The organism is Marinicauda salina (genome assembly GCF_003122085.1).
In the GTDB taxonomy this organism is placed as follows: Bacteria; Pseudomonadota; Alphaproteobacteria; order Caulobacterales; family Maricaulaceae; genus Maricicauda_A; species Maricicauda_A salina.
In genome coordinates this window covers 196100-219217 of record NZ_QEXV01000004.1, presented here as the reverse complement: position 1 = coordinate 219217, position 23118 = coordinate 196100, and the positions used below count along the sequence as shown (strand labels likewise).

Annotated in this window: 26 protein-coding genes and 1 tRNA gene; 12 read left to right on the top strand and 15 right to left on the bottom strand. The window is 70.1% G+C overall.

The window, feature by feature from the left end:
* Window positions 1-39: 39 nt before the first annotated feature.
* From rpiA to glmU, 3 genes are read right to left on the bottom strand one after another with little or no spacing between them, the layout of a single operon-like run.
* Window positions 40-744, bottom strand: coding sequence for a ribose-5-phosphate isomerase RpiA (gene rpiA, locus DDZ18_RS10355; protein WP_109253316.1), 705 nt, complete (start codon window positions 742-744; stop codon window positions 40-42).
* Entirely contained in the window at window positions 744-2234 is a 1491-nt protein-coding gene (locus DDZ18_RS10350) for an NAD-dependent succinate-semialdehyde dehydrogenase (RefSeq protein ID WP_109253315.1), read from the bottom strand. The genes rpiA and DDZ18_RS10350 overlap by 1 nt, the downstream gene beginning before the upstream one ends.
* Window positions 2231-3595: a bifunctional UDP-N-acetylglucosamine diphosphorylase/glucosamine-1-phosphate N-acetyltransferase GlmU gene (gene glmU, locus DDZ18_RS10345; RefSeq protein ID WP_109253314.1), complete on the bottom strand. Its 1365-nt coding sequence runs from the start codon at window positions 3593-3595 to the stop codon at window positions 2231-2233. The genes DDZ18_RS10350 and glmU overlap by 4 nt, the downstream gene beginning before the upstream one ends.
* Before the next feature lie 91 nt (window positions 3596-3686).
* Between glmU and DDZ18_RS10340 the strand changes: the two genes are divergently transcribed.
* Entirely contained in the window at window positions 3687-4367 is a 681-nt protein-coding gene (locus tag DDZ18_RS10340; protein WP_109253313.1) for an HAD-IA family hydrolase, read from the top strand.
* A 12-nt stretch (window positions 4368-4379) separates the two neighbouring features.
* On the opposite strand, the gene DDZ18_RS10335 is transcribed toward DDZ18_RS10340, so the two are convergent.
* Window positions 4380-4613, bottom strand: a complete 234-nt coding sequence (locus tag DDZ18_RS10335; protein ID WP_109253312.1) for a phosphoglycolate phosphatase — start codon at window positions 4611-4613, stop codon at window positions 4380-4382.
* A gap of 248 nt (window positions 4614-4861) precedes the next feature.
* Between DDZ18_RS10335 and DDZ18_RS10330 the strand changes: the two genes are divergently transcribed.
* The 4 genes from DDZ18_RS10330 to DDZ18_RS10315 all read left to right on the top strand — a co-directional run bounded on the left by DDZ18_RS10330 (window position 4862) and on the right by DDZ18_RS10315 (window position 8879).
* Window positions 4862-4936, top strand: a tRNA-Val gene (locus DDZ18_RS10330).
* 210 nt (window positions 4937-5146) lie between these two features.
* A complete protein-coding gene (locus DDZ18_RS10325; RefSeq protein WP_109253311.1) occupies window positions 5147-6187 on the top strand; it encodes an extracellular solute-binding protein in 1041 nt (346 codons plus the stop codon).
* The gene (locus tag DDZ18_RS10320; RefSeq protein WP_109253310.1) at window positions 6178-7836 is read left to right on the top strand and encodes an ABC transporter permease; all 1659 of its coding nucleotides are present in this window, start codon (window positions 6178-6180) and stop codon (window positions 7834-7836) included. The genes DDZ18_RS10325 and DDZ18_RS10320 overlap by 10 nt, the downstream gene beginning before the upstream one ends.
* Entirely contained in the window at window positions 7833-8879 is a 1047-nt protein-coding gene (locus DDZ18_RS10315) for an ABC transporter ATP-binding protein (protein ID WP_109253309.1), read from the top strand. The genes DDZ18_RS10320 and DDZ18_RS10315 overlap by 4 nt, the downstream gene beginning before the upstream one ends.
* Here the strand turns inward: DDZ18_RS10315 and DDZ18_RS10310 are convergent, their stop codons facing one another.
* The 3 genes from DDZ18_RS10310 to DDZ18_RS10300 form a co-directional block, all read right to left on the bottom strand.
* Window positions 8880-9941 carry a Leu/Phe/Val dehydrogenase gene (locus DDZ18_RS10310; protein ID WP_109253384.1) on the bottom strand — a complete coding sequence of 354 codons (1062 nt, stop codon included), beginning with the start codon at window positions 9939-9941 and terminating at the stop codon, window positions 8880-8882. It abuts the gene before it with no gap.
* A 156-nt stretch (window positions 9942-10097) separates the two neighbouring features.
* Window positions 10098-10694, bottom strand: a complete 597-nt coding sequence (locus DDZ18_RS10305) for a uracil-DNA glycosylase family protein (protein ID WP_109253308.1) — start codon at window positions 10692-10694, stop codon at window positions 10098-10100.
* A complete protein-coding gene (locus DDZ18_RS10300) occupies window positions 10687-10956 on the bottom strand; it encodes a DUF3253 domain-containing protein (RefSeq protein ID WP_109253307.1) in 270 nt (89 codons plus the stop codon). Before DDZ18_RS10300 ends, DDZ18_RS10305 begins: the two co-directional genes overlap by 8 nt.
* A 24-nt stretch (window positions 10957-10980) precedes the next feature.
* Here DDZ18_RS10300 and DDZ18_RS10295 point away from each other — a divergent pair, with 24 nt between their 5' ends.
* Together DDZ18_RS10295 and DDZ18_RS10290 are read left to right on the top strand one after the other, a co-directional pair.
* Entirely contained in the window at window positions 10981-11703 is a 723-nt protein-coding gene (locus DDZ18_RS10295) for an acyltransferase (RefSeq protein WP_109253306.1), read from the top strand.
* 46 nt (window positions 11704-11749) lie between these two features.
* A complete protein-coding gene (locus tag DDZ18_RS10290; RefSeq protein WP_109253305.1) occupies window positions 11750-11959 on the top strand; it encodes a DUF1289 domain-containing protein in 210 nt (69 codons plus the stop codon).
* A gap of 6 nt (window positions 11960-11965) precedes the next feature.
* On the opposite strand, the gene DDZ18_RS10285 is transcribed toward DDZ18_RS10290, so the two are convergent.
* Window positions 11966-12310: an Hpt domain-containing protein gene (locus DDZ18_RS10285; RefSeq protein ID WP_109253304.1), complete on the bottom strand. Its 345-nt coding sequence runs from the start codon at window positions 12308-12310 to the stop codon at window positions 11966-11968.
* A 191-nt stretch (window positions 12311-12501) separates the two neighbouring features.
* Between DDZ18_RS10285 and DDZ18_RS10280 the strand changes: the two genes are divergently transcribed.
* Together DDZ18_RS10280 and DDZ18_RS10275 are read left to right on the top strand one after the other, a co-directional pair.
* Entirely contained in the window at window positions 12502-12693 is a 192-nt protein-coding gene (locus tag DDZ18_RS10280; protein WP_109253303.1) for a hypothetical protein, read from the top strand.
* Window positions 12694-12748: 55 nt separating this feature from the next.
* A complete protein-coding gene (locus DDZ18_RS10275) occupies window positions 12749-13201 on the top strand; it encodes a MaoC family dehydratase (protein WP_109253302.1) in 453 nt (150 codons plus the stop codon).
* Here DDZ18_RS10275 and DDZ18_RS10270 read toward each other — a convergent pair.
* Together DDZ18_RS10270 and hppD are read right to left on the bottom strand one after the other, a co-directional pair.
* Complete coding sequence (locus DDZ18_RS10270) at window positions 13164-13718, bottom strand: MarR family winged helix-turn-helix transcriptional regulator (RefSeq protein WP_109253301.1); 555 nt, start codon at window positions 13716-13718, stop codon at window positions 13164-13166. The genes DDZ18_RS10275 and DDZ18_RS10270 overlap by 38 nt on opposite strands.
* Window positions 13718-14794, bottom strand: a complete 1077-nt coding sequence (hppD, locus tag DDZ18_RS10265; RefSeq protein WP_109253300.1) for a 4-hydroxyphenylpyruvate dioxygenase — start codon at window positions 14792-14794, stop codon at window positions 13718-13720. The genes DDZ18_RS10270 and hppD overlap by 1 nt, the downstream gene beginning before the upstream one ends.
* Before the next feature lie 140 nt (window positions 14795-14934).
* Between hppD and maiA the strand changes: the two genes are divergently transcribed.
* Window positions 14935-15588 (top strand): maleylacetoacetate isomerase, encoded by a 654-nt coding sequence (maiA, locus tag DDZ18_RS10260; RefSeq protein ID WP_109253299.1) that lies wholly within the window; start codon window positions 14935-14937, stop codon window positions 15586-15588.
* On the opposite strand, the gene DDZ18_RS10255 is transcribed toward maiA, so the two are convergent.
* Window positions 15589-16815 (bottom strand): DUF418 domain-containing protein, encoded by a 1227-nt coding sequence (locus DDZ18_RS10255; protein WP_158272129.1) that lies wholly within the window; start codon window positions 16813-16815, stop codon window positions 15589-15591.
* A gap of 175 nt (window positions 16816-16990) precedes the next feature.
* Here DDZ18_RS10255 and DDZ18_RS10250 point away from each other — a divergent pair, with 175 nt between their 5' ends.
* Together DDZ18_RS10250 and DDZ18_RS10245 are read left to right on the top strand one after the other, a co-directional pair.
* Window positions 16991-17272 carry a hypothetical protein gene (locus DDZ18_RS10250; RefSeq protein ID WP_109253297.1) on the top strand — a complete coding sequence of 94 codons (282 nt, stop codon included), beginning with the start codon at window positions 16991-16993 and terminating at the stop codon, window positions 17270-17272.
* A 76-nt stretch (window positions 17273-17348) separates the two neighbouring features.
* Window positions 17349-19451 carry a hypothetical protein gene (locus tag DDZ18_RS10245; protein WP_109253296.1) on the top strand — a complete coding sequence of 701 codons (2103 nt, stop codon included), beginning with the start codon at window positions 17349-17351 and terminating at the stop codon, window positions 19449-19451.
* An 82-nt stretch (window positions 19452-19533) separates the two neighbouring features.
* On the opposite strand, the gene DDZ18_RS10240 is transcribed toward DDZ18_RS10245, so the two are convergent.
* The 4 genes from DDZ18_RS10240 to DDZ18_RS10225 all read right to left on the bottom strand — a co-directional run bounded on the left by DDZ18_RS10240 (window position 19534) and on the right by DDZ18_RS10225 (window position 23108).
* A complete protein-coding gene (locus tag DDZ18_RS10240; protein WP_158272128.1) occupies window positions 19534-20115 on the bottom strand; it encodes an ABC-type transport auxiliary lipoprotein family protein in 582 nt (193 codons plus the stop codon).
* Window positions 20116-20213: 98 nt separating this feature from the next.
* Window positions 20214-21170, bottom strand: coding sequence for an MlaD family protein (locus DDZ18_RS10235; protein WP_109253294.1), 957 nt, complete (start codon window positions 21168-21170; stop codon window positions 20214-20216).
* Window positions 21171-21192: 22 nt separating this feature from the next.
* Window positions 21193-21957 (bottom strand): ABC transporter ATP-binding protein, encoded by a 765-nt coding sequence (locus tag DDZ18_RS10230; RefSeq protein ID WP_109253293.1) that lies wholly within the window; start codon window positions 21955-21957, stop codon window positions 21193-21195.
* A complete protein-coding gene (locus DDZ18_RS10225) occupies window positions 21954-23108 on the bottom strand; it encodes an ABC transporter permease (protein WP_109253292.1) in 1155 nt (384 codons plus the stop codon). The genes DDZ18_RS10230 and DDZ18_RS10225 overlap by 4 nt, the downstream gene beginning before the upstream one ends.
* Window positions 23109-23118 lie beyond the last annotated feature (10 nt).

The window sequence follows — 23118 nt, the reverse complement described above, 5'->3', positions numbered from 1 at the left end:
ATCCCCCTTTTGTCGACGATCGCCTAACGTATAAGCCCCCTACAACTCCATCACCCGCGCCGCCTCGTCCTCGCCGACGATCACCACGCGGGCGAGGTCGAGGAACAGGCCGTGCTCGATGACGCCGGGCAGGTCGATGAGTTCCGCGTCGGCGAGCTCGGGCTCGGGGATCTCGCCGCAGGCGCAGTCGAGGATGTAGTGGCCGCCGTCGGTGACGAAGGGCTCGAGCCCGTCGCCGCGCCGCCGGAGATTGACGTCGGGACGCTTCACCCCGGCGCGGCGGAGCGCGTCGAACACCTTCTTGGCCGTGATGGTGAAGGCGAACGGGTCGACCTCGACGGGCAGCGGAAAGCGGCCGAGCGTCTCGACGAGCTTGGTCTCGTCGCAGATGACGACCATCCGGTCCGACGCCGCGGCGATGATCTTCTCGCGCAAGAGGCACCCGCCCCCGCCCTTGATCAGGTGGAAGCGGCCGTCGACCTCGTCGGCGCCGTCGACGGTGACGTCGATCGTCACGGCGTGCTCAACGGGCATGAGCGGCACGCCGACCTCGCGGGCGAGCGCCTCGGTCTCTTTCGAGGTCGGCAGGCCCTGGACCTTGAGCCCCTCCTCCTCGATGCGCGCGCCGAGCAGGCGGACGAAGATCTCCGCCGTCGAACCCGAGCCGAGGCCGAGCGTCATGCCGTCCTCGACATACTCCAGCGCGGCCGCGGCGGCGTTCGTCTTCTGCTCGACGGTGCTCATTACTCGACGCCTCCGAGCAGGACGAATTTGAGCTCGGTGAACTCCTCGACGCCCCACTTGCCGCCTTCGCGGCCGATGCCCGACTGCTTGACGCCGCCGAAGGGCGTCGTCGGCGAGCCGACCTGGGGCGCGTTGATCCCGATCATGCCGTAGTCGAGGCCTTCGGAGATGCGGTGCACGCGGCCGATATCCTGCGTGTAGACATAGGCCGCGAGCCCGTAGGGCGTGTCGTTGGCCAGGCGCAGGATCTCGGCTTCGTCCCTGGCCCGGTAGACCGAGGCGACGGGGCCGAAGATCTCGAAGCAGGCGAGATCGAGCTTGAAGTCGCCGCCCTCGATGAGCGTTGGCGCGTAGAACGATCCGCCCAGCTCGTCGTCGAGCGGCCTTCCCCCGGCGAGGATTTTCGCGCCCTTCGACTCGGCGTCGCGGACGAGCTGGTCGACGCGGTTCACCGCCTCCTGGTGGATCAGCGGGCCGACCTGGGTGTCCTCGTCGAAGCCCGAGCCGACCTTGATCTTCTCGACGCGCGCCTTGAGCGCCTCGGTGAGCTTATCGGCGACGGCGTCCTGGGCGATGATGCGGTTGGCCGATACGCAGGTCTGGCCGGCGGCGCGGAACTTCGAGGAGATGACGCCGTCGGCGGCGGCTTCCACGTCGGCGTCGTCCATGACGATGAAGGGCGCGTTGCCGCCGAGTTCCAGCGCGACGCGCTTCACCCCGTCGGCGGCCTGGCGCATCAGGAGCTTGCCGACCTCGGTCGATCCGGTGAAGCCGATCATCGCGATCTCGTCGGAGCCGGTGAGCACCGGGCCGATCTTCTCGGCGTCGCCGCACACGACGTTGAAAACGCCGTCGGGGAAGCCCGCCCGGCGCGCCAGCTCGGCCAGGGCGAGCGCCGAGAGCGGCGTTTCCGGCGCCGGCTTGAGCACCATCGTGCAGCCCGCCGCGAGCGCCGGGCCGCATTTGCGCGTGATCATCGCCGAGGGGAAGTTCCAGGGCGTGATGCATCCGACCACGCCGACGGGCTGGCGGATGGTCCAGCCGCGCGCGCCGGGGAACGGCACCGGCAGCGTCTCGCCGTGGATGCGCTTGGCCTCCTCGGCGGAGACCGACAGGAAGCCGGCGCCGTAGGCGACCTCGCCGCGCGCCTCCTTCAGCGGCTTGCCCATCTCGGCGGTGATGATGGTCCCGAGATCGGCGACGTGCTCCATGATCAGGTCGTGCCAGCGCTGCACCAGCCGCGCGCGCTCGAACACGGAGGTCTTCTTCCAGGTCTCGAAGGCCTCGGCGGCGGCGGCCACGGCCTGGCGCGCGCCGGTCTCGCCGACATCGGCCACCGTGGCGATCACGGAGTTGTCGGCCGGATTGGTGACCTCGGCGCGCGTGTCGGCGTCGATCCACTTTCCGCCGACGAACGCGCCGGTCTTCAGCAGCTCGGGATCGTTCAGCCGGTCCTTGAGCGTCGGGGTCGTGGCTTCCACTGCGGTCATGTCGATCCGTCCTTCTTCGCCTTGTCCTTGCGGGCCTGCATCGCCTCGCGGAATCGCTTCGCCCAGCCGGGCTTGATCTCCTGGCGCGCGCGCGCCAGCGCCAGCGCGTCGTCGGGCACGTCGTCGGTGATCACGCCGCCCGATCCGGTGAAGGCGCCCGTCCCGACCGTCACCGGCGCGACCAGCGCGGTGTTGGAGCCGATAAAGGCGTTCTCGCCGATGATCGTGCGGTGCTTGAAGTAGCCGTCATAATTGCACGTGATCGTCCCGGCTCCGATATTGGCGCCCGCGCCGACGTCCGCATCCCCGATATAGGAAAGGTGATTGGCCTTCGCGCCCTTTCCGATCCGGGCTTTCTTCACCTCGACGAAATTGCCGATCTTCGCGTCCGGCTCCAGCGCGGCGCCGGGCCGCAGGCGGGCGTAGGGGCCGACCTCGCAGCCTTCGCCCACCGTGCAGCCCTCGAGATGGGAGAAGGCGCGGATGCGCGCGCCGCCCGCAACGGTCACGCCGGGACCGAAGACGACGTTCGGCTCGACGACGACATCGGCCGCGATCTGCGTGTCGCGACTGAAGAAGACCGTCTCCGGGGCGACGAGCGTCACGCCGGCCTCCATCATCTCGGCGCGGCGGCGCGCCTGGAAGGCGGCCTCGGCGGCGGCGAGATCGGCGCGCGAATTCACCCCCAGCATCTCGGATTCCGCGCCGCGCACCGCGACGCAGGACAGGCCGCGGCCGCGCGCCAGCGCGACGATGTCGGTGAGATAGTACTCGCCCTTGGCGTTGTCGTTGCCGACCTCGGAGAGGAGATCGAAGAGCAGCGAGGCCGAGCACGCCAGAACGCCCGAATTGCACAGGCGGACGGCCAGCTCCTCTGGCGAAGCGTCCTTCGCCTCGACGATCGCCTCGAGCCCGCCATGCGCATCCTCGATCAGCCGGCCGTAGCCGTCGGGGTCTTCAGGCTCGAATCCGAGCACGGCGACGGCCGCGCCGTCGTCGAGGGCGGCGAAGACGCGGTCGATCGTCTCGGGGCGAATGAGCGGCGTGTCGGCGTAGAGCACCACGACGTCGCCGTCGAAATCCGCCAGCGCCTCCTTCGCGCACAGCACGGCGTGGCCGGTGCCCTCGGGCGGATGCTGCAGCGCAGCCTTCGCGCCTGCGGCCTCGGCGGCGTCGCGCACCGCGGGCGAATGCGCGCCCCACACGACCACGCGCCGATCCGCGCCGCATTCGGCGGCGAGATCGAGGCTCCAGTCGAGCATGGTGGCGCCGCCGACGGCGTGCAGCGGCTTGGCGAGCGCCGACTTCATCCGGGTTCCCTGCCCGGCGGCGAGAATGACGGCGGCGCGGGGTGACGGCATGCAGCGGCTCCGGGGACATCGCCTTCGCGTTGGGCTATAGCCGATCCGGACGCGCGGCGCGACCGTCGCGCGGCAAGTCAGCGGAGCGGACATGACGGCGGTCTTCAGGGACGCGCGCATCGCCTTCGATCTCGACGGCACGCTGGTCGACACCGCGCCGGATCTCGTGCGGTCGCTCAACGCCGCGATCGCGCCGGACGCGCTGGAGCCCGTGCCCATCGAGGACGTGCGCGCCATGGTCGGCCGCGGCGCGCGCGCGCTGATCCGGCGCGCCTACGAGCGCGCCGGCCGCGAAATCGACGATCCGACGCTGGAGGCGCGGCTCGACTTGTTCCTGGACGTCTATCGCGCCGACATCGCCGGCCAGAGCCGCCCCTTCGCGGGCGTCGAGGCGGCGCTCGAACGGCTCCGCTCGGCGGGCGCGCGGCTGTCGGTGTGCACGAACAAGCCCGCCGCCCTGACGGAGCCGTTGCTCGCAACGCTCGGCCTGGCCGGGCATTTCGAGCGAATCGTCTCGCCCGAGCACGTTCCCGCGAAGAAGCCCGATCCGCGCCATCTCGCCGCGGCTTTCGGCGAGACGGGTTCGGGCCGAGTCATGGTCGGCGATTCGGAACCGGACGTGCTCGCCGCGCGGGCGGCCGGCGCACCGATCGTCGTGTTCGAGGGGGGATACAGCGAAAAGCCGGCCGGCGATCTCGGCGCCGACCGGCTCTTTGCTCATTTCGATGCGCTGGACGAAGCCCTCGCCCACGCGCTCTCGCGCACGTCCTGATCCGTCGACGGATCAGGCGGAGCGGCGCTTGACGACGCGCTCTTCGGCGACGCGGTCATTGGCCGGCGAAGGCAGACCGTTGACGAGATTCGAGCGCACGTCGGTGCGCGCCGAGCGCATGGCGGGCATGAAACCCGCCTCGACGAGGTCGACCTTCACGTCGTAGCCGCGTTCCTTCCAGTACGCCTCGATGCGTTCCTTCAGACGACGCGCGCCCTCGGGGGTGCACAGATCATTGCTGGCCATCACAAACCTCCTTCAGGCGCGCGCGATGGACGGCGGCGCGCCGCGATGCTGCATCCCATCGTGGGGGAGAACAAAACTCGAACCGCAATGGCGGACGAGAGTCGCTTTGTCTCCTATATGAAGTCCGTTCTTGACGAAAGTATGGCCCGGCGTCGCCTGCGGTCTCGCCTGTAGCCCTGACGCTTCCGTCAACGTCCTCCGGACCTTGACCGGCCCGTTGCTCCGCCGTATAGCAGCCTCCCGTTTCCGGGCGGTTAGCTCAGCGGTAGAGCACTTCGTTCACACCGAAGGGGTCACTAGTTCGATCCTAGTACCGCCCACCATTTGCTCGGCGTGACGCGCCGCCGGTCAATCATCCCACGACGCTCGGCGATGGATATGGTGCATCGCAGCGTGAGGCGCCAGTCCCGCGGGACGATTTTTCGACCGGTGCGGCGCTCCGCCGCAGACTTGCGAAACATTCTCAAAAGTGGCACGAGGGCGCGTCCCAGCGCCGCGCCGAGCGGCGCCGAGCGCGAGGAAGGATCGCCGCCATGCTCCGTATCGTTCGCCGACTCGGTCTCGCCGCCGCGGCCGGTTTCGCCGCCGCCTGCGGCGCGCCGGACTCCGAAGAGGCGCGTGAAGTCAACGTGTTCTCGGCCCGGCATTACCCGGCCGACGAAACGGTCTACGCCGCCTTCACCGACTCCACCGGCATCGAGGTCAACGTCATCGAGGCGCCCGGCGATCTCCTGATCGAACGCGTGCGCACCGCCGGCGACCGCTCGCCCGCCGACATCATCGTCACCGTCGATGCAGGCCGGCTTCACCGCGCCGAGCAGGCCGGCCTGTTCCAGCCCGCCGGCGACCTGGGCGGCGCGCTCGCGCGCGCGCCGTCGAATCTCCGCCATCCCGACGGCGACTGGTTCGGTTTCTCTGTCCGCGCCCGCGTCATCGCGTATGCGCCGGACCGCGTCGACGCGTCCGATGTCGCGACCTACGAGGCGCTCGCCGATCCGCGCTTCCGCGGCCGAGTCTGCGTGCGCTCGTCGAACAATGTCTACAACCAGTCCCTGCTCGCCGCGATGATCGCCGCCGAGGGCGTCGAAGCCGCCGAGGCCTGGGCCGACGGCGTCGTTCACAATTTCGCGCGTCCGCCGCAGGGCGGCGACACCGACCAGATCCGCGCCGTCGCGGCGGGCCAGTGCGATGTCGCGATCGTGAACCATTATTACTACGCGCGACTGGCCCGCTCCGAAGATCCGGCCGATCAGGACGTCGCTGACGCGGTCGCGTTGTCCTTCCCCAGCCTCGCCGGGCGCGGAACCCATGTGAACGTCTCCGGAGCGGGGATGGCCGCGGGCGCGCCGCACCCCGAGGCCGCGCGCGAATTCCTCGCCTATCTCCTCAGCGACGAGGCCCAGCGCATCTTCGCCGAGGGCACCAGCGAGTTCCCCGCCGTCGAGGATGCGGCCTACGACAACCCGGTCCTTTCGGCCTACGCGCCCTTCGCCGCCGACACGGTCAACGTGGTCGCGCTGGGCGAGAACGCCGCCGAGGCGCAGCGCATCTTCGACCGCGTCGGATGGCCGTGAACGACGCCGCGGCGGGCGCGGCGACGCGCGATCGGCGATCGGGTTTCGACCCGGTCTGGCCGGCGGCGGCCGCCGCGCTGATCTGCGCGGCCCCGCTGATCGCCGTCGCCGTGATCGCGGTCGCCGGGCCCTGGACCGACTACATCCTCCACATCGCGCGCACGCGGCTTCCCGACTATCTCGCCAACACCGCGGCGGTGACGCTGGTGGCCGCCGCCACCGCCGGCGCCGGGGGCGCGAGCACGGCGTGGTTCGTGGCGCGCTACGCCTTCCCCGGCCGCCGCGCGTTCGAGTGGCTGCTCGCCCTGCCGCTGGCGATGCCCGCCTATGCGGCGGCCTATGGCTGGTACGACCTCACCCAGGTCGCCGGACCGCTGCCGGCCTGGTTTCCCACCGTGCGCGGCCCGCTCGGGGCGGGGCTGATCTTCGGCTTCACCCTCTACCCCTATGTCTACCTGCTGGCCCGCGAGGCCTTCGCCGGCCAGTCGTCGGAGGCCTACGAGGCCGCCCGCACGCTGGGCTCGGGACCGCGCGACGCCTTCCTGCGCGCCGCCCTGCCGATGGCGCGCCCGGCCGTCGCCGCCGGGCTCGCGCTGGTCATCATGGAGACGCTGGCCGATTACGGCGCGGTCGTGCATCTGGGCGCGCCGACGCTCTCGGTCGGGCTCATCCGGGCCTGGGCCGGCGAAGGTTCGACCGCCGACGCCGCGCGCATCGCGATGATCCTCGTGGCCTTCGCCTTTCTGCTTTTCTATCTGGAACGGTCGCAGCGCCGCCGCGCGCGCCGATCGGCCGCCTCGGGACGCCGCCGCCCCGCCCGGCGGGTCCGTCTCGCCGGCGGGCGCGGCTGGGCCGTCGCCGGCATGTGCGCCGTCCCGCTCCTTCTGGGGCTGCTGATCCCGCTCGGCCGGCTCGCTTGGCGCGCCCTGAACGCCCCGATCGCCACGGACCTCGCCGCATCGGCGTCGAACTCGCTCATGCTCGCGGCGATCTCGGGAACCATCGCGGCCGGGCTGGGCCTGGCCGCGGCGTACGCCCTGCGCAGCGGCCGGCGTCGCGCCGTCGCCGCGGCCCGCCTGGCGGGCCTCGGCTACGCCGTGCCGGGCGCGGTCGCCGCGGTCGGCGTGCTGGCGCTGCTGGGCTGGCTGCAGACCGGGCTCGACGCCGTCGCCGGGGCGCTCCTCGGCGCCCAGTTCCCGCTGCTTCTGGGCGGCGGGGTCGTCGCGCTGGTCTTCGCCTACCAGTCCCGCTTCGCCGCCGCCGCGATCGGCCCGGCGGAGACCGCGCTGTCCCGCGTCACGCCGACGCTCGACGGCGCGGCGCGCACGCTGGGCGCGGGACCGCGCGAGATCGCCTGGCGGGTGCACCGTCCGCTGATCACGCCGGGGATCCTGCTCGCCGGCCTGCTCGTCTTCGTCGAGACGCTCAAGGAATTGCCGGCGACGATGATCCTGCGGCCTTTCGACTTCTCGACGCTCGCCGTCACCGCGCATAACTACGCCTCCGACGAACGCCTCGGCGAGGCCGCCGCGCCGGCCGTGCTGCTGGCGCTGCTCGCGCTCGGGCCGATGATCTGGATCGCCCGGCGCATCACGCGCGAGGAGCGCCTGCGCGCGCCCGACGCCGCCGGCCTGGGGGATCCGGGATGATCGAAGGCGCCCGTCTCGAAGTCGCCGCGGCGACGGTCAGCTTCGCGCCGGACCGGCCCGCCGTCGACGCCGCCGACCTGCGCCTGACCTGCGGGCGCGTGACCGCCCTGCTGGGCCCCTCGGGCTCGGGCAAGTCGACGCTCCTGCGCGCGATCGCGGGGCTGGAGACACTCGAATCCGGCGAGATCCGGTTCGGCGGCCAGCCGTGGAGCGGCCCCGGCGCGCATCTGCCGCCGGAGGCGCGGCGCTGCGGCGTCGTGTTCCAGGACTATGCGCTGTTTCCCCATCTCACCGCGCTGGACAATGTCGCCTTCGGCCTGCGCGGACTGTCCCGCGAGGCCCGCCGGAATCGGGCCCGGGCGCGGCTGGAGTCCGTCGAGCTCGGCGACCGCGCGGGGAGCTATCCCCACGAGCTGTCCGGCGGCGAGCAGCAGCGCGTCGCGCTGGCCCGCGCGCTGGCGCCCGACCCCGACGTGGTGCTGCTGGACGAGCCGTTCTCCGGCCTCGACCGGCGCCTGCGGCGAACGCTGCGCGACACGACGCTCAACGCGCTCAGGCAGGCCGAGACGGCCTCACTGATCGTCACCCACGACGCCGAGGAGGCGATGGCGGTCGCCGACGAGATCGCGCTGATGAGCGCGGGCCGCATCATCCAGTCCGGTCCGGCCGAGGCGCTCTATCTGGCGCCGGTGAGCGAGACGGCGGGCCATCTGCTCGGCGATCTCGAGGTGTTCGAGACCCGCGTCGCCGACGGCCGCGCCGAAACCCCGCTGGGCCCGGTCGAGGCGAAGGGGTTCTCCGACGGCGACTCCGTCAAGGTGCTCGTCCGGCCGGAGGGCGTGATCGTCGGCCGCGCCGCCGACGCCGGCGTGCTGGCCGACATCGTGGAGCGCCGGCCCGCGGGCGGGTCGGTCTGGCTGGTCTGCCGGCTGGAGAACGGACGCGTGGTGCGCGCGCTCGCGCCGGTCACCGAAACCGCGCGCGCCGGCGACGCCGTCCGGCTTCGCCTGGACGCGCGTTTCGCCAGCGTCACGAAGGACTGATCAGGCGGCTTCCTGCTTGGCGGCGCGGGCTTCCTCGATGCGCTGGCGCGCAATGTCGTCGGCGACCACATTGGCCGGCCGGCCTTCGCGCTCGGCCTTGTCGAGCACTTCGGCGAGCGTGCGCTGCAGACCGTCGAGCTTCCCCTCGACCCAGCGCGCGTCGAGCTTGGGATCGATCTCGCCCATCACGTTGATGATGCCGCCGGCGTTGATGACGTAGTCCGGCGCGTAGAGGATGCCGCGCTTCTGCAGCTCGGCGCCCATCTCGGGCGTGGACAGCTGGTTGTTCGCCGCGCCGGCGACGACCTTCACCTTGAGCCGGTCGATCGTCTTTTCGTTGATCACCGCGCCCAGCGCGCACGGGGCGAACACGTCGGCGTCGACGTCGTAGATCTCGTCGGTCCCCACCACCGTCGCGCCGTGGCGCTCGGCCAGCTCCCTGAGGGGCTGCTCGTTGATGTCCGACAGGAAGAGTTCCGCGCCCGCCTCGGCGAGATGGTCGACGAGGTAGTGGCCGACATGGCCGGTCGCGCCCTGCACGGCGACCTTCACGCCCTTGAGGTCCTGCTTGCCGAGACCGCGATCGACGCAGATCCGGACGCCCAGATAGACGCCCTTGGCCGTCGTCGGCGAAGGATCGCCCGTGCCCTCGGGCAGGCCGACGACATGGCGGGTCGAGCGACGCGCGGCGACCATGTCGTCCGGACCGACGCCGACGTCCTCGGCGGAGATGTAGTTGCCGTTGAGCGCCTCGATGGCGCGGCCGAAGGCCTCGAACAGCGCGACGCGGTCGAAATCGCCTTCGGGACGGATGATGACGCTCTTGCCGCCCCCGATCGGCAGGTCGGCCATGACGTTCTTGTAGCTCATGCCCTGGGACAGACGGAGCACGTCGGTGACGGCGTCGTCGGAGGTGTCGTACTTCCACATCCGGCAACCGCCGACCGCCGGGCCGCGCGCCGTCGAGTGAACGGCGAGGATGGCCTTGAGGCCGGTGGCCTCGTCGGTCGCGTAGAGAATTTTCTCGTGATTGTCGAAGGCGGGATTTTCAAACACGCTCATGAGCGGGGAGTCCTTCAAGCGGCTTTTCGCGAGGCTTCTCCGGAGCTTCCGCTCTTGCGGCGGCGTGTTTCTCCGGGGTCCGTCCTGCGGACGGCGGAGGGGATACCCGCTCAGACTGCCCGGCGCAAGCGCGCCGCGGTCACCTGTGCGCGCGTCTCATTCGGCCCGTTCGAGAATGCTGCGAACGCGAGAATGGAGGGCGGGAAGAACATCCGCCTCAAACCAAGGGTTTCGCTTCAGCCAGGCGTTGTTCCGCCAGCTGGGATGCGGCAGCGCAATAAATTCGGGCCAGCACTCTCGCCAGTGCAGCACCGTCTCGGTGAGGGTCCGCCTCGCCCGCCGGCCGAGATGAAAGCGCTGGGCGTGGGCGCCGACGAGCACGGTGAGCTCGAGGGCGGGCAGCGCAGCGCGCACGCGGGCCTGCCAGAGCGGCGCGCATTCCGGCCGCGGCGGCCGATCCCCGCCGCGCGCGTCCTGGCCGGGATAGCAGAAGCCCATCGGCGCGATCGCCACGCGCGCCTCGTCGTAGAACTCGGCGTCGCTCACCCCCATCCAGGCGCGCAGGCGCCGCCCCGACGGATCGTTGAACGGCGTCGCGCTTTCGTGGGCGAGCACGCCCGGGGCCTGGCCGACGACGAGGATGCGCGACGTCGCCGCGCCGCGGATGATCGGCCGGGCGCCGCGCGGCAGGTCGGGCTCGCAGACCGTGCAGGCGCGGATCTCGGTCTTGAGCGCGGCGAAGTCCTCAGCCATCGCCGTCTTTGGAGGCCTCCGGCGGCGCGGCGATGCGGTAGACGCCCTTGAAGGAGTCGGGGTCGACCGGCTTGCCCTTGCGGAGGATCACCACCTCGCCGCGCCGGGCCAGCCCGATCGCCGCGGCGCGCACCGCGCGCACGCGGTCGCGCCAGTCCTCGGGAAAGGCCTCGCGCGCGGCTTCCGCCGGATCGATCGACTTTTCGGGCCCGCGCTGCTCGACGAGGCGCAGAATCGCGGCTTGGATGGGATCTTCGCTCATAACGCCTTCGATCTAGCCTTTCCCATGCGCCGAGACCACCGCCCTTACTGGATGCATTCCCTCTGGGAAGCCTACGAGAACTGGTGGGCGCGGCGCTTCCTCGCGCCCCATTTCGACGCGCTGGGCGAGCACGCCAAGGTCGTGCGGCCCTGGAATGTCGAGGTGTTCGGCCCGAACGTCACCGCGGGGCGGTCGATCCATATCGTCTCCCGCCACGACCAGGCGGTGAGCTTCACCGTCTGGTCGCCGAAGGACGCGCCCGGCCGCATCGCCATCGGCGACGCCTGCTTCTTCGCCGGCGGGGTCCGCCTGCTCGCGGCTGGCTCCATCGAGATCGGCGATTCCTGCCTGTTCGCGCGCAACGCCACGGTCACCGACAGCGACTGGCACGGCCTCTATGACCGCGTCGACCCGGCGCCGGACTGGAAGCCGGTGACGCTGGAGAACAATGTCTGGATCGGCGACGGCGCCTTCGTCGGCAAGGGCGTGACCATCGGCGAGAACAGCGTCGTCGGCGCCCGCGCCGTCGTGGTGAAGGACGTGCCCGCCAACACGGTCGTCGCCGGGGTCCCGGCGCGCAAGGTCGGCGAACTCGATCCCGACGGCCCGTTCCGCACGCGCTTCGACATGCTCGGCGATCCGACCGGGCTCGACCGCTTCATGGACGCCGCCTATCGCGAGGAGCTCGCCGGCAACTCCACGCTCGGCTGGCTGCGCACCAAGCTGTTCCCGCGGCGGAGCGACTGATCCGCCAGCGCTTGCAGCGGCCGCGCCGCCGCCTCATCTTCGCATCATGTCGAAACCGATCTGGTCGCCCTGCATACAGGTGTGCTTCGTCGATCCGGCGACGCGCACCTGCGTCGGCTGTTTCCGCACGCTCGACGAGCTGGGGTGCTGGACGAAGATGACCGACGCCGAACGCGAGGCCGTCAGGCCGCGGCTGGAGGAACGCCGCGCCGCCTACGAGACCCGGCGCAGACAGGCCGGCGGTCAGACGCAGTAGGCGCCGTCATCCGGCCGCCTTGTTCCTACCCGGCGCGGACGACGCCGCGTCCATCGCCGCGACCGCCGCATCGGCGGCGGCCCGCACCGCGGCGCACGCGGCTTCGTCCTGCGGCTTGTCCTCGGCGGCTTCGCACGCGTCGGCGAGCGCCATCGCGCCGACCCCGCGCGCCGCGCCCTTGAGCGTGTGGGCCGCGTCCCGCCACGCGTCCGCGTCGTCGCCAGCGGCCGTCAACCGGGCCGAGCACGCCTCGATCTGGCCACGAAGCAGTGAGAACAGCTCCGCCTCGAGGGCGGCGTCGCCGTCGGTGTAGCGCGCGAGATGCTCGCGATCGAGGACGGGTGCGGACATCGGGATCCTCCTGGAAGGCCCCATCGGATCACGCCGACCGTTAACGCGGGGTTGGACGAATCGGGCGGTCGTTGAGCGCCAAGGCGAAGCGCGGTTAACGAAATCCTGACCAAATCGCGACAGAAGCGAATTGTTTACAAGTAATTCGTCATCGGTTAACGAATGCGGCGGGGTGTGAGGGGGAAAATTCGATGGAAAGCCTGATTTCGCTTGTACTGTCCGCGGTCGTCTGGATTCAGCTCGCCGCCGCGGGCGCGCTGTCGGTGATGCTCGCGGATATTCGCGGCGCGGAATTTCACGCCACAGACCTGACGCCGCTCGGCCTGCTCGCCGGCGCCGCGGGATGCGCGCTGCTGGCGCGGCGCCTGCGCCGACGCGGTTGAGGCCGGCGCACAAGGCGGCTTGACGCGGACGGGGAACGCCTCTCCGATTGCAACCATGAGTCTCGTCGCCGCCTACGCCGACCGGATCGGTCAGACCAATGTTTCCGACTGGCTCCGCGTCGACCAGGAGCGGGTGAACGCCTTCGCCGACGCCACGCTCGATCACCAGTTCATCCACGTCGACCCGGAGCGGGCGGCCAGGGAGACGCCGTGGGGCGGCCCCATCGCCCACGGCTTCCTGACGCTGTCGCTGATGTCGCACTTCGCCGCCCAGGCGCTGCCGCCGTTTCCCGACGGCGCGATCGGCGTCAATTACGGTTTCGAGAAGGTGCGCTTTCTCACCCCCGTGCCTGTCGGCGCGCGCATCCGCGGCAAGTTCACGCTCGCCCGCGCCGAGGAGCGCCGGGCCGGCCAGGTTCAGATCCAGCAGGACTGCGTCGTCGAAATCGAGGACTCCGAGAGCCCCGCCCTCATCGCGCAGTGGCTGAGCCTGGTGGTCGCCGGCTGAGGCCGCTCGGGTCGTCCGACGGACCGCCCTCGGACGCGAGCGAGGCGGCGCGCTCCTCGAGCCGCGTCAGCAGGCCGTCGAGCATTTCGCGCTCGGTTTCGGAGAAGCCCTCCAGCAGCGCCTGTTCATAGACCAGCGCAAGCGGCGCGATCTCGGCGTAGACCGCCCGTCCGGCGTCCGTGAGCGAGACGTCCGAGGCGCGCCGGTCGGCTTCCTGCGGCGTGCGCGCGACGAGGCCCCGGTCGTCGAGCGAGCGGATCGCCCGGCTGACCGACACCTTGTCCATCGCGGTCGCCTCGCAGATCGCCTGGGCGGTGAGCGCCTCGCCGGCGCCGAGCACGGCGATGACGCGCCACTCCCAGATCGAGAGCCCGAAGCGGTCCTGGTAGGCGCGCGCGATCAGCCGCGAGACCTGGTTAGACGCCACCGACAGCCGGTAGGGCAGATAGTCCGGCAGGCGCAGGGCGGGCTCGTCCGCGCCTGCGCCTGCGGCAGCGTCCGGGGCGTCTTTCGCCATCACTCGGCCGGCGTGTCTTCCGTCTTCGGCTTGATCACGCCGCGGCGGATCTGGTCGAGCTCGATCGACTCGAACAGCGCCTTGAAGTTGCCCTCGCCGAAGCCCTCATTGCCCTTGCGCTGGATGATCTCGAAGAAGATCGGGCCGATGGCGTTGGTGGTGAAGATCTGCAGCAGCAGGCCCTGCTCGCTCTCCACGTCGCCGTCGATGAGGATGCGGTTCTTCTCCAGGCGCTCCAGGTCCTCGCCATGGCCGGGCACCCGCTCGTCGACCAGCTCGTAATAGGTCTCCGGGGTGTCCTGGAAGTCGACGCCCTTGTCGCGCATCTCCTCGACGGTGGAATAGATCCGCGGCGTCGTCAGAGCGATGTGCTGGATGCCCTCGCCGTTGTAATCGCGCAGGTATTCCGCGATCTGCGACTGGTCGTCGGAGGACTCGTTGAGCGGGATTTTCAGCTTGCCGCACGGACCGGTCATGGCCCGCGACTTGAGCCCGGTGTGCTGGCCCTTGATGTCAAAATAGCGGATTTCGCGGAAGTTGAAGACGTTCTCGTAGAAGCTCGCCCACTTGTCCATGTTGCCGAAATGGACGTTATGCGTGAGATGGTCGAGCACCTCGAGGCCGACGCCCCCCGCGTCGGTCTCGCCGGTGGGCTTCCAGTCGTCATAGATCGTTTCGTCGCCGTACGTGTCGACGAGATAGAGCACCGATCCGCCGATGCCCTTGATCGCCGGCACGGTCTCGCCGTCGGTCCAGATTCCTTCGCCGAACGGCTCGGCCCCGCGCTCGAGCGCCTTCTTGTAGGCCTCTTTGGCGTCCTTGACGCGGAACGCCATGGCGTTGGCCGACGGGCCGTGCGCCTTGCGGAACTCGGCGGCCTGGCCCGACGTCTCGCGATTGACCAGGAAGCTGATGTCGCCCTGCTTGTAGCGAACGATGTCCTTCGTCGGGTGCGTCGCAACGGGCGTGAAGCCGAGCTTGCGGAACAGCGCATCGAGCTTCTCCGGCTCGGGATGAGTGTACTCGACGAACTCGAACCCGTCGGTGCCGAGCGGGTTTTCGAACAGATCGGCCATGGCGTGCTCCTCTCGCGGCGTTCGGGCGGGGCTTGATCGCCCCGTCGGCGTTTCGCATCGTCGATACACTAATTAGTATCATTTGTAACTAGTTTCACGGGCCCGGCGTTCCCGTCGGGCGGATGCGGAGGCCATTCCTCATGAAACCTGTGCTGCACGGCTATTTCCGCTCGGGGACGACCTATCGCGTCCGCCTGGCGCTCAACTGGAAGGGCGTCGCCTACGACTATGTCCCGGTCAATCTGGTCGAGGGCGAGCAGTCCGGCGACGCCTACAAGGCGCGCAATCCGCAGGGCCTCGTGCCGGCGCTCGAATACGGCGGCGCCGTTCTGACCCAGAGCCCGGCCATCCTCGAATGGATCGAGGAGACCTGGCCCGATCGCCCGCTCCTGCCCGCCGACCCGATCGAACGCAGCCGCGTGCGCGCCTTCGCCGCCGCCATCGGCTGCGACATCCATCCGCTGCAGAACCTGCGCGTGCTGAAGAAGGTGCGCGCCGATTACGGCGTCGACCAGGACGGCGCGCTGGCCTGGGCTCGGCACTGGATCGAGACCGGCTTCGCCGCGCTCGAGCGCCTCGCCGCGGCCGGCGATGGGAAGCGCGGCTTCCTGTTCGGCGACGGCCCGACGATGGCGGAGATCTACCTGCTGCCGCAGATGTACAATGCGCGCCGGTTCGGCGTGGATCTCGACGCCTATCCCCGCCTGGTCGCCGCCGACGCCGCCGCCTCGGCCCTGCCCGAGTTCGAGAAGGCCCATCCGTCGAACCAGCCCGACGCGCCCGCCGAGGCGTGATCAGCCGCTGCGCTCGGCGTCATCCCTCAGGAAGGGCTGAACCCGGCCATAGCTCAGCGACCGCCAGGCCCATTCGAACGGGCCGAAGCGGAAGAAGCGCAGCCAGAGGGTCGAGACGACGAGCTGCACGATCCACACGGCGAGCACGATCTTGACCTGGTCGATCCGCTCGACCCGGCCGTAATAGCCCAGGCCGATCCCGCCGACGGCGATGAAGGTCATGATCAGGGTCTGGGTGAGATAGTTGGTGAACGCCATCCGGCCGGCCGCGGCGAACGGCAGACGCGCAAGTCGCAGCCAGCCGGGCTTGCAGACGAGCATGATCAAGGCGGCGTAGCCGAACGCGACGGCGAGACTGCCGAAATAGTTGGTCGCCATGTGCACCCACATTTCGTCGAGCGCGAACTGCGACGCGACCGCGTGACGCCCCCCGAACCAGACGAGCGGGAGGCCGATTCCGAGCCCGATCGCCGCGCCGGCGGCGTAGGCGCGCGCGCGCCACTGCAGCGTCAGGAAGCCGGTCTTGAACAGCGCCATGCCGACGAACATCACGCCGACGAGGCGGCCGGCCAGCAGTGTCAGGCTGAACAGCTCGCCGAACAGGGCGAAGACGGCGTTGCCCGGCAGGCGCGCCCAGAATCCGGCCTGGTAGGCCGCCACCCAGTGGGCAAGGTCCTCGGCCGACGGCGCCATGCCGGTCTCCACCGGGTCCAGCGTCTCGGGAGAAAGCGCGAAGGCCCCGAAGAAGACCAGCATCAACAGGCCGGTCACGGCGATCCAGAACGCGCCCCACAGGATCAGCTTGGAGGCCGGCATGGCGCGGAACAGAACCGCGACCATGCCGACGGCGGCGTAGGATACGAGGATGTCGCCGTACCAGAACGCGTAGGCGTGGACGAGACCGAAGCCGAGCAGCCAGATCATGCGCCGGTAATGAAGCCCGAGCGGCGCGTCGGAGGCCTCGCCGACCATGAGCACGATCCCGGCGCCGAACAGCGCGGAGAAGATCGTGATGAACTTCATCTCGAAGAAGACGTGGGAGAGGAACCAGACCGTCTCGTTCGCGCCGGACAGATCCATGTGGGCCGGCGGATACTGGTAGGCGTTCGGATGCATGAGGAACGCCTGGACGTTCATCATGAGAATGCCGAGCACCGCGACCCCGCGCAGCGCGTCGAGGCTCTCGAACCGCGCCGCGGCGCTCACCGGGGCGATGGTCGTGCTCATAAGATGTCCGCCTTCCCCAGACCGATGGGACGAAACTACCGACGCGTCGCGCATGCTGGCAAGCGCGCAACGGTCTCCGCCTTACGAAGATTTCATGGGCCTCGGGCGAGCGAAACCTTGCAAGCGCGCGGCGAGGCGCGCATAAGCGGAGGAAACCCTTACGGGAGTGTGGGCGATGCTGCGCCTCCTCATCGACGTCCTGCATGCGATCGCCGCCGGCGCGTTCTCGCTGCTCGGCCTGGACTACGCGGGCGACGACTGCTCGGCTGCAGCCGTCCAGCCGGTGCGTCAGTACGAGATCCATCAGCTGACCTGGACCGAGGACGGCGAGGCGACGGCCGAATTCTTCATCCGGGATGGCGGCGCGGAAAGCGCGCCGCGCGCGAGCCTCCGGACGCTTTCGGATTGCGGCGGCGGCGGCGACCGTTCCGCCGCGGCGCGGTCGAGCTCGATCTAGCGGCTTTAAATCCTCCGCCTGTCCGCCTAAAAAGAAGGGCTACGCCGTGGATGCGCGGCGCTGCTCCGGATCCTCGATGACCGGTGCGCGCGCGGGCCTGTCGCGCGGCGATTTCGCAAGGCGAGGCTTCATGGCCGCAGACGATCTCTCAACCCGCTCGGATTCCGATCAGACCGAGGCCGGCGGATCCGCCCCGGCGCCCTTCGCGAAAGCCGAGGGCGGCGCGATCGACCGGATACGCCGAACCGTGGCCGATCAGCCGGCGGCCGAGGAGAAGCCCTCCGGCGGCGGATGGCTGGCCTTCACCGGCGTCGCCTTCGCCCTGCTCTGGATGGGCGGCGCGGCGGCCTATCTCGCCGGCTGGGTGATCGACGACATCGGCAGCCTGTCGGCGACCCAGCTCGCCGGGCTCGGCGTGTTCGCCGGGGCGCCGGCCCTGCTCTTCCTGCTCGCCGGATTTCTCGGCCGCGAGGTCGCGCGCGCCGCGGGCCGCGCCGCCCGCGTCGACCGCGCGCTGACGCGGCTGGCCGCGCCGGCCGACCTGGCCGAGAGCGAAATGCGCAGCCTCGCCGACGCGGTCAGCGTCGAGATCGACCGGGTCAATTCAGGGATGGAGAGCGCGCTCGCGCGGCTGGCGGCGATGGAGGAGGTCATCGCCCATCACGCCGACACGCTGGAGGAGACCGCCGGCAGCGCCCGCGATCGCACGGAGACGCTGGTGAGCGCGCTGCGCAAGGAACGCGAGCGCCTCTCCGACATCGCCGAGACGCTCGACGACAAGGCCGCCCTGATCGCCGCGGCGATCCAGGACCAGTCGAAGATGGTCGCCGCCGCCGCCGAGCTCGCCGAGTCCAAGGCCGACGAAAGCGAACGCCGAATCCGTTCCGGCGCCGACCGCCTCGCCGCGGCCGGCGCCGATATCGAGGAGTCCGGCGACAAGGTCGCCCTCGCGCTGGATGCGCGCACCAGCGAGCTGCGCGACTTCTCCGATACGCTGAAGATGCGCTCCGAAGGCCTCGAGGCCGCCTACCTGAAGCACCGCGACCGCCTCACCGAGGCCAGCGAGGTGCTGCGCAAGGAGCAGGAGAAGATCGCCGCGGCGCTGGATTTCCACCGCGCCGAGCTGGAGACGATGACGACCACGGCCCACGAGGGCGCCGACACGCTCAAGTCGGCCGCCGAGCAGAGCGGGAAGGTCTTCATCGACGCCGTCGAGAAGGCGATCGCCCGGGCGAAGGATCTTTCCGAGACCATCGGCGAGGAGAGCGACGCCGCCGCGCGCGCCCACGAGGACGCGCTGGCGCGGCTGAAGGCCGCCGCCGACGCCGCCCGCGACGCCGCCGACGACTCCGCCAAACGCTTCAACGACCAGGCCGACTCCGCCAAGGCCTCGCTCGAGCGCGTCAGCGAGGCCGGCTTCGAAGCCGCCCGCCGCGCCGACGAGTCCTTCCAGGCCCGCCTGAAGGAGGCCGAGACGCTGACGGCGAAGGCCGGCGAAGCCGCCGACTCCGCCAGCGAGACCGTCCGCCAGCGCCTGGAAAAGACGCTCGAGGCGGCCCGCGCGGAGAGCGAGCGCGTCGAGGAGCTCCTGTCCGGCCTGCGCAGCCGGCTCGACACCGCGCCGGACTCCGCCCGCAAGGCCGCCGAAGAGATCGAGCGCGCGCTCAGCGAAGGCCTGACGAAGCTCAACGCCTCCGCCGAGGAAGCCGCCGAGAACGCCCGCGAAGTCGACTCGATGTTCCAGGCGCGGATCCGGCAGAACTACGAGCTGCTGTCCGACTTCATGCTGCGGATGGGCTCCGTGGCGAGCGGGCGCCGGCCCCTCGACATCGCCTCGAACGAGCTGCCCGACCCGCTCAGCGCGCGCCGGCCCCGGCCGGAGCGCGAGGAACGCGGGCGGGAACGCGATACGCCCGCGGAGCCGGAATCGCCGGCGGCGGCGAAAGCCGACGAGACGCCGCGCACCGGCAAGCCGGCGCCGAAGGCCGAACCCGACGAGCGGCCGGCCGCCTCCGACAGCCAGGACTCCGAGGGAGACCGCGGCTGGCGCTGGCGCGACCTGCTGGCGAACATGGCGCCCGAAGACGACGAGGTCAGCGAAGCCGCAGCCGAGGCCTCCGCGAAGGACGACCGCGCCGAGGACGATCCCGGATCACGCCGCCGGAAGCGCGGACGCTAGCGCCGGATCGCTTCGCGCGGGCTCGACGCCGCTTCAGCATTTCCCGTGACCGCGCGATCGAACCGGTGAACCGGCTCCCGCTTCACCTGATCACGCTTTCGGGCTCGTCCGGGTCGGTCGGCGGCGTTTGGCCGGCCGCGACGACCTCGTCGGCGGTCCACGCGGCCAGCTCCTCCGACATCAGCCACGCCGCCTCGCTGAAGGCGTCGACAATGGCGCCCTGCCGGTTCGCCGAGGCCCGCCGGGATTGCTCGAACAAGCGGCCTGCGACGAGCGTCCGGTCGCCGGAATCCACGATGCGGGCCCGGAGCCTGATCATCACGAGCGGCGCGTCGCCGGAGCCGCCGTCATAGACCGCCTCGAACCGGCGCAGTTCGAGATTGAGGTCGTAGCCCGCCAGCACGCCCTCCTCGGGGCGAACCGCAGCCACATCCGCCTGGTCGGCGTTGAACGCGTCAAGGATCATCGCGTGAACCATCCGCGGAACCGGCGAGATCCAGTCGGCTCCGCTCAGGTATGCGATGCGACCCTCGCGCATCAGCGCGATCCGATTCCCCGCCAGCGCCCGCGGCGCGATCGGCTCCCGCACCGCGACCGTCGAAGCGCCCTCCAGACGCGTCGCGACCTCACGCGCCTCCTCGGGCGCGGCGAGGCGGTAGATCATCCGCGGCTCGCTTTCCGGGAGGAGCGAAATGCATCCCGGGAGCGCAGCGGCGGCGGCCAGCGACAGGCACGCCGCCGCGACGCGAGTCGAAATCCGGATCATTGCGGCACCTCCACTTCCTCTCCGCGCGACCGGCCGACAAAGCCGGCCGGGTCTTCCTCGAGCTCCACGGCGATACGCTCGAGCACCGAGACCAGCCGCCGGAGATCGCCGGCCGCCGCGGTCAGATCGCCCAGCCCTTCCTCGGCGAACGCCTCCACGTGCGGACGCAGCCGGAGCACGCTTTCATAGGTCTCGGTCGAGGCCTGGTTCACCGCGATCGAGGCGGCCTCGGTCTCCTCGACCATCGGCCCGACCTCGTCGATGAGGAAGGCCTCGGTGGTGACGCCGAATTGCTCGATCTCCGCGGCGGCGGCCTGGATGTCGACGGCGGCCTGGTCGAAGCGACGGATCGCGCTGCGCATTTCGGTGATCATCTCGTCGTTCTCGGCGAGCTGGGCCGACAGGGTCTCCAGATTGTTCATCGTGTTGGTGAAGCTCTCGAGATTCTGGTCGCTGAGAAGACGCGTCACCCGAGTCGCCACGATCTGGGCGTTCTCCAGCAGCGTCTCGCCGCCTTCCACCAGCCCCTCGAGCTGAGCCTGGCGCGCATAGATCCGCGGCGGCCGGTCGCCCGGCCGGCCCTCCAGCAGCTCGGCGCCGGGCGATCCGCTGGAGACCTGGATATAGGACAGCCCCGTGAGGCCTTGCGGCTCGAGCTGGGCGAAGGAGTCGGCCTTGACCGGGGTCGTCTCGTCGACGCGGATCCGCGCGATGACCTCGCCTGGGTTCTCCGGATTGAGGCCGAGATCGGTCACCTCGCCGACCTGGATGCCGTTGAACCGAACCTCGGAGGCGGTGCGCAGACCGCGCACCGGCCCCTCGAAGACGACGTCGTATTCCTTGAACTCCCGATCGAACGAGACCTGCGCCAGCCACAGGAAGAAGAACAACCCCGCCGTCGCGAGGAAGACCACGAAAAACCCGACCAGGGCGTGATGCGCTTTCGTCTCCATCGCTCCCCTCCTCTCCTCGGCTTCAGGTTCTCAGCACCGCGCGACCGCGCGGACCGCCGAAATACTGCTGGATCCAGGGATGATCGTACTCGACCAGCTGGTCCAGCGGCGCCGTCGCCACGATCCGCTTGTCGGCGATGACCGCGACGCGGTCGCAGACGGCGTGCAGGGTGTCGAGATCGTGCGTGATCATCACCACCGTCAGCTCCAGGGTCGCCGCCAGCTCCTTCAGCAGATCGTCGAACTGGGCCGCCGAGATCGGGTCGAGGCCCGAGGTCGGCTCGTCAAGGAACAGCGTATCAGGATCGAGCGCCAGCGCCCGCGCGATGCCGGCGCGCTTTCTCATCCCGCCCGACAGCTCGGACGGGTACTTGCCCGCCGCCTCGGGGCCGAGCCCCGCGAGGCCGATCTTAAGGTCGGCGATCTCGCCCATCAGCGAGAGCGGCATCGAGATGTGCTCGCGCAGCGGCGTCATCACGTTCTCCTTCACCGTCAACGAGGAGAACAGCGCGCCGCCCTGGAACAGCACGCCCCAGCGCCGCTCGAGCTGGCGGCGATCGGCCGCCTTCATGCGCGACATGGGCTTGCCGTCGAAATAGATCTCGCCGCCGTCGGGCTCCTTGAGCCCGAGAATGGTGTTCACGAGCACGGACTTGCCCGAACCCGAACCGCCGACGATGCCGAGCACCTCGCCGCGGCGGACCTCCAGGTCGAGCCCGTCATGAACGACGTGCGAGCCGAACTGGGAGCGCAGCCCCCGGACCTCGATGAGCAGGTCGTCGCTCATATGTCGAGCTCCAGGTACATCATCGCGAACAGCGCATCGATCACGATGACGGCGAAGATCGACTGCACCACCGACGCCGTCACGCGCGATCCGAGACTCTCCACATCACCGCCGACCTTCATGCCCTGCCGGCAGCCGATGATCGCGACCACCAGCCCGAACACGGGCGCTTTGGACAGGCCGACCATGAAATGCGTCCAGTCGAGCGTGTCCTGCATGCGGAGGATGAAGAAGCTCGGCGAGATGTCGAGCGCGCTCCAGCTCACCATCATGCCGCCGAATATGCCCGACAGCATCGCCGCAAAGGTGAGCAGCGGCGCCATCACGATGCAGGCGATGACGCGGGGCAGGACCAGCACCTCGTAGGGATCGAGACCGATCACCTTCATCGCGTCGATCTCCTGCTGCATCTTCATCGAGCCGATGGCGGCGGTGAACGCCGAATCCGATCGGCCCGCGAGCATGATCGCGGTGATGACCACGCCGAACTCGCGCAGCACCGCGATCCCGACCAGCTCGACGGTGAAGACCGACGCGCCGAATGTCTCGAGCAGGTTGGCGCCGATATAGGCGACCACCGCGCCGATGAAGAAGGCGAGCACGGCGATGATCGGCAGGGCGTTCACCCCGACCGTCTCCATGAGATAGACCGTCGCCGTCCAGCGCAGCCGGAGGGGGCGGATCGCCGACGCCGCGGCTGTGGTGACCATCCGCCCGAAAAAGGCGAACGTGTCGACGACCTCGTCCCAGAAATTCTCCATGCCCTCGCCGATGCGGGCGAGCACGTCGATGACCCCGGCCCGGCCCGACTCCGGCGGCGGCGTGGGCTTCGTGCGCTCTCGCACCTCGCGGACGAGCCGCCGGGCGGTGCGATGCTCGCCGAGGAAATGGCGATCGGAATCGGGATCGTCGCAGCGTCTGAGCGCGCGGCCGAGCAGATAGGCGCCGGCGGTGTCGATCCGCTCCAGCCCCGTCAGATCGATCACGATGTCCCCGGGATCGACGGTCTCCTCGACCTCGTGAACCGCCCCGTCGAACGCGCCGATCGTTTCCACGGTCCAGTCGCCGCGCGGATCGAGGATCGTCCGGCCGTCCTCGCGGCGGGTCGAGAACCCGGCGTTCCGGTCGCTGTTTAGACGCCGCGCGCCCATGCATTCTCCC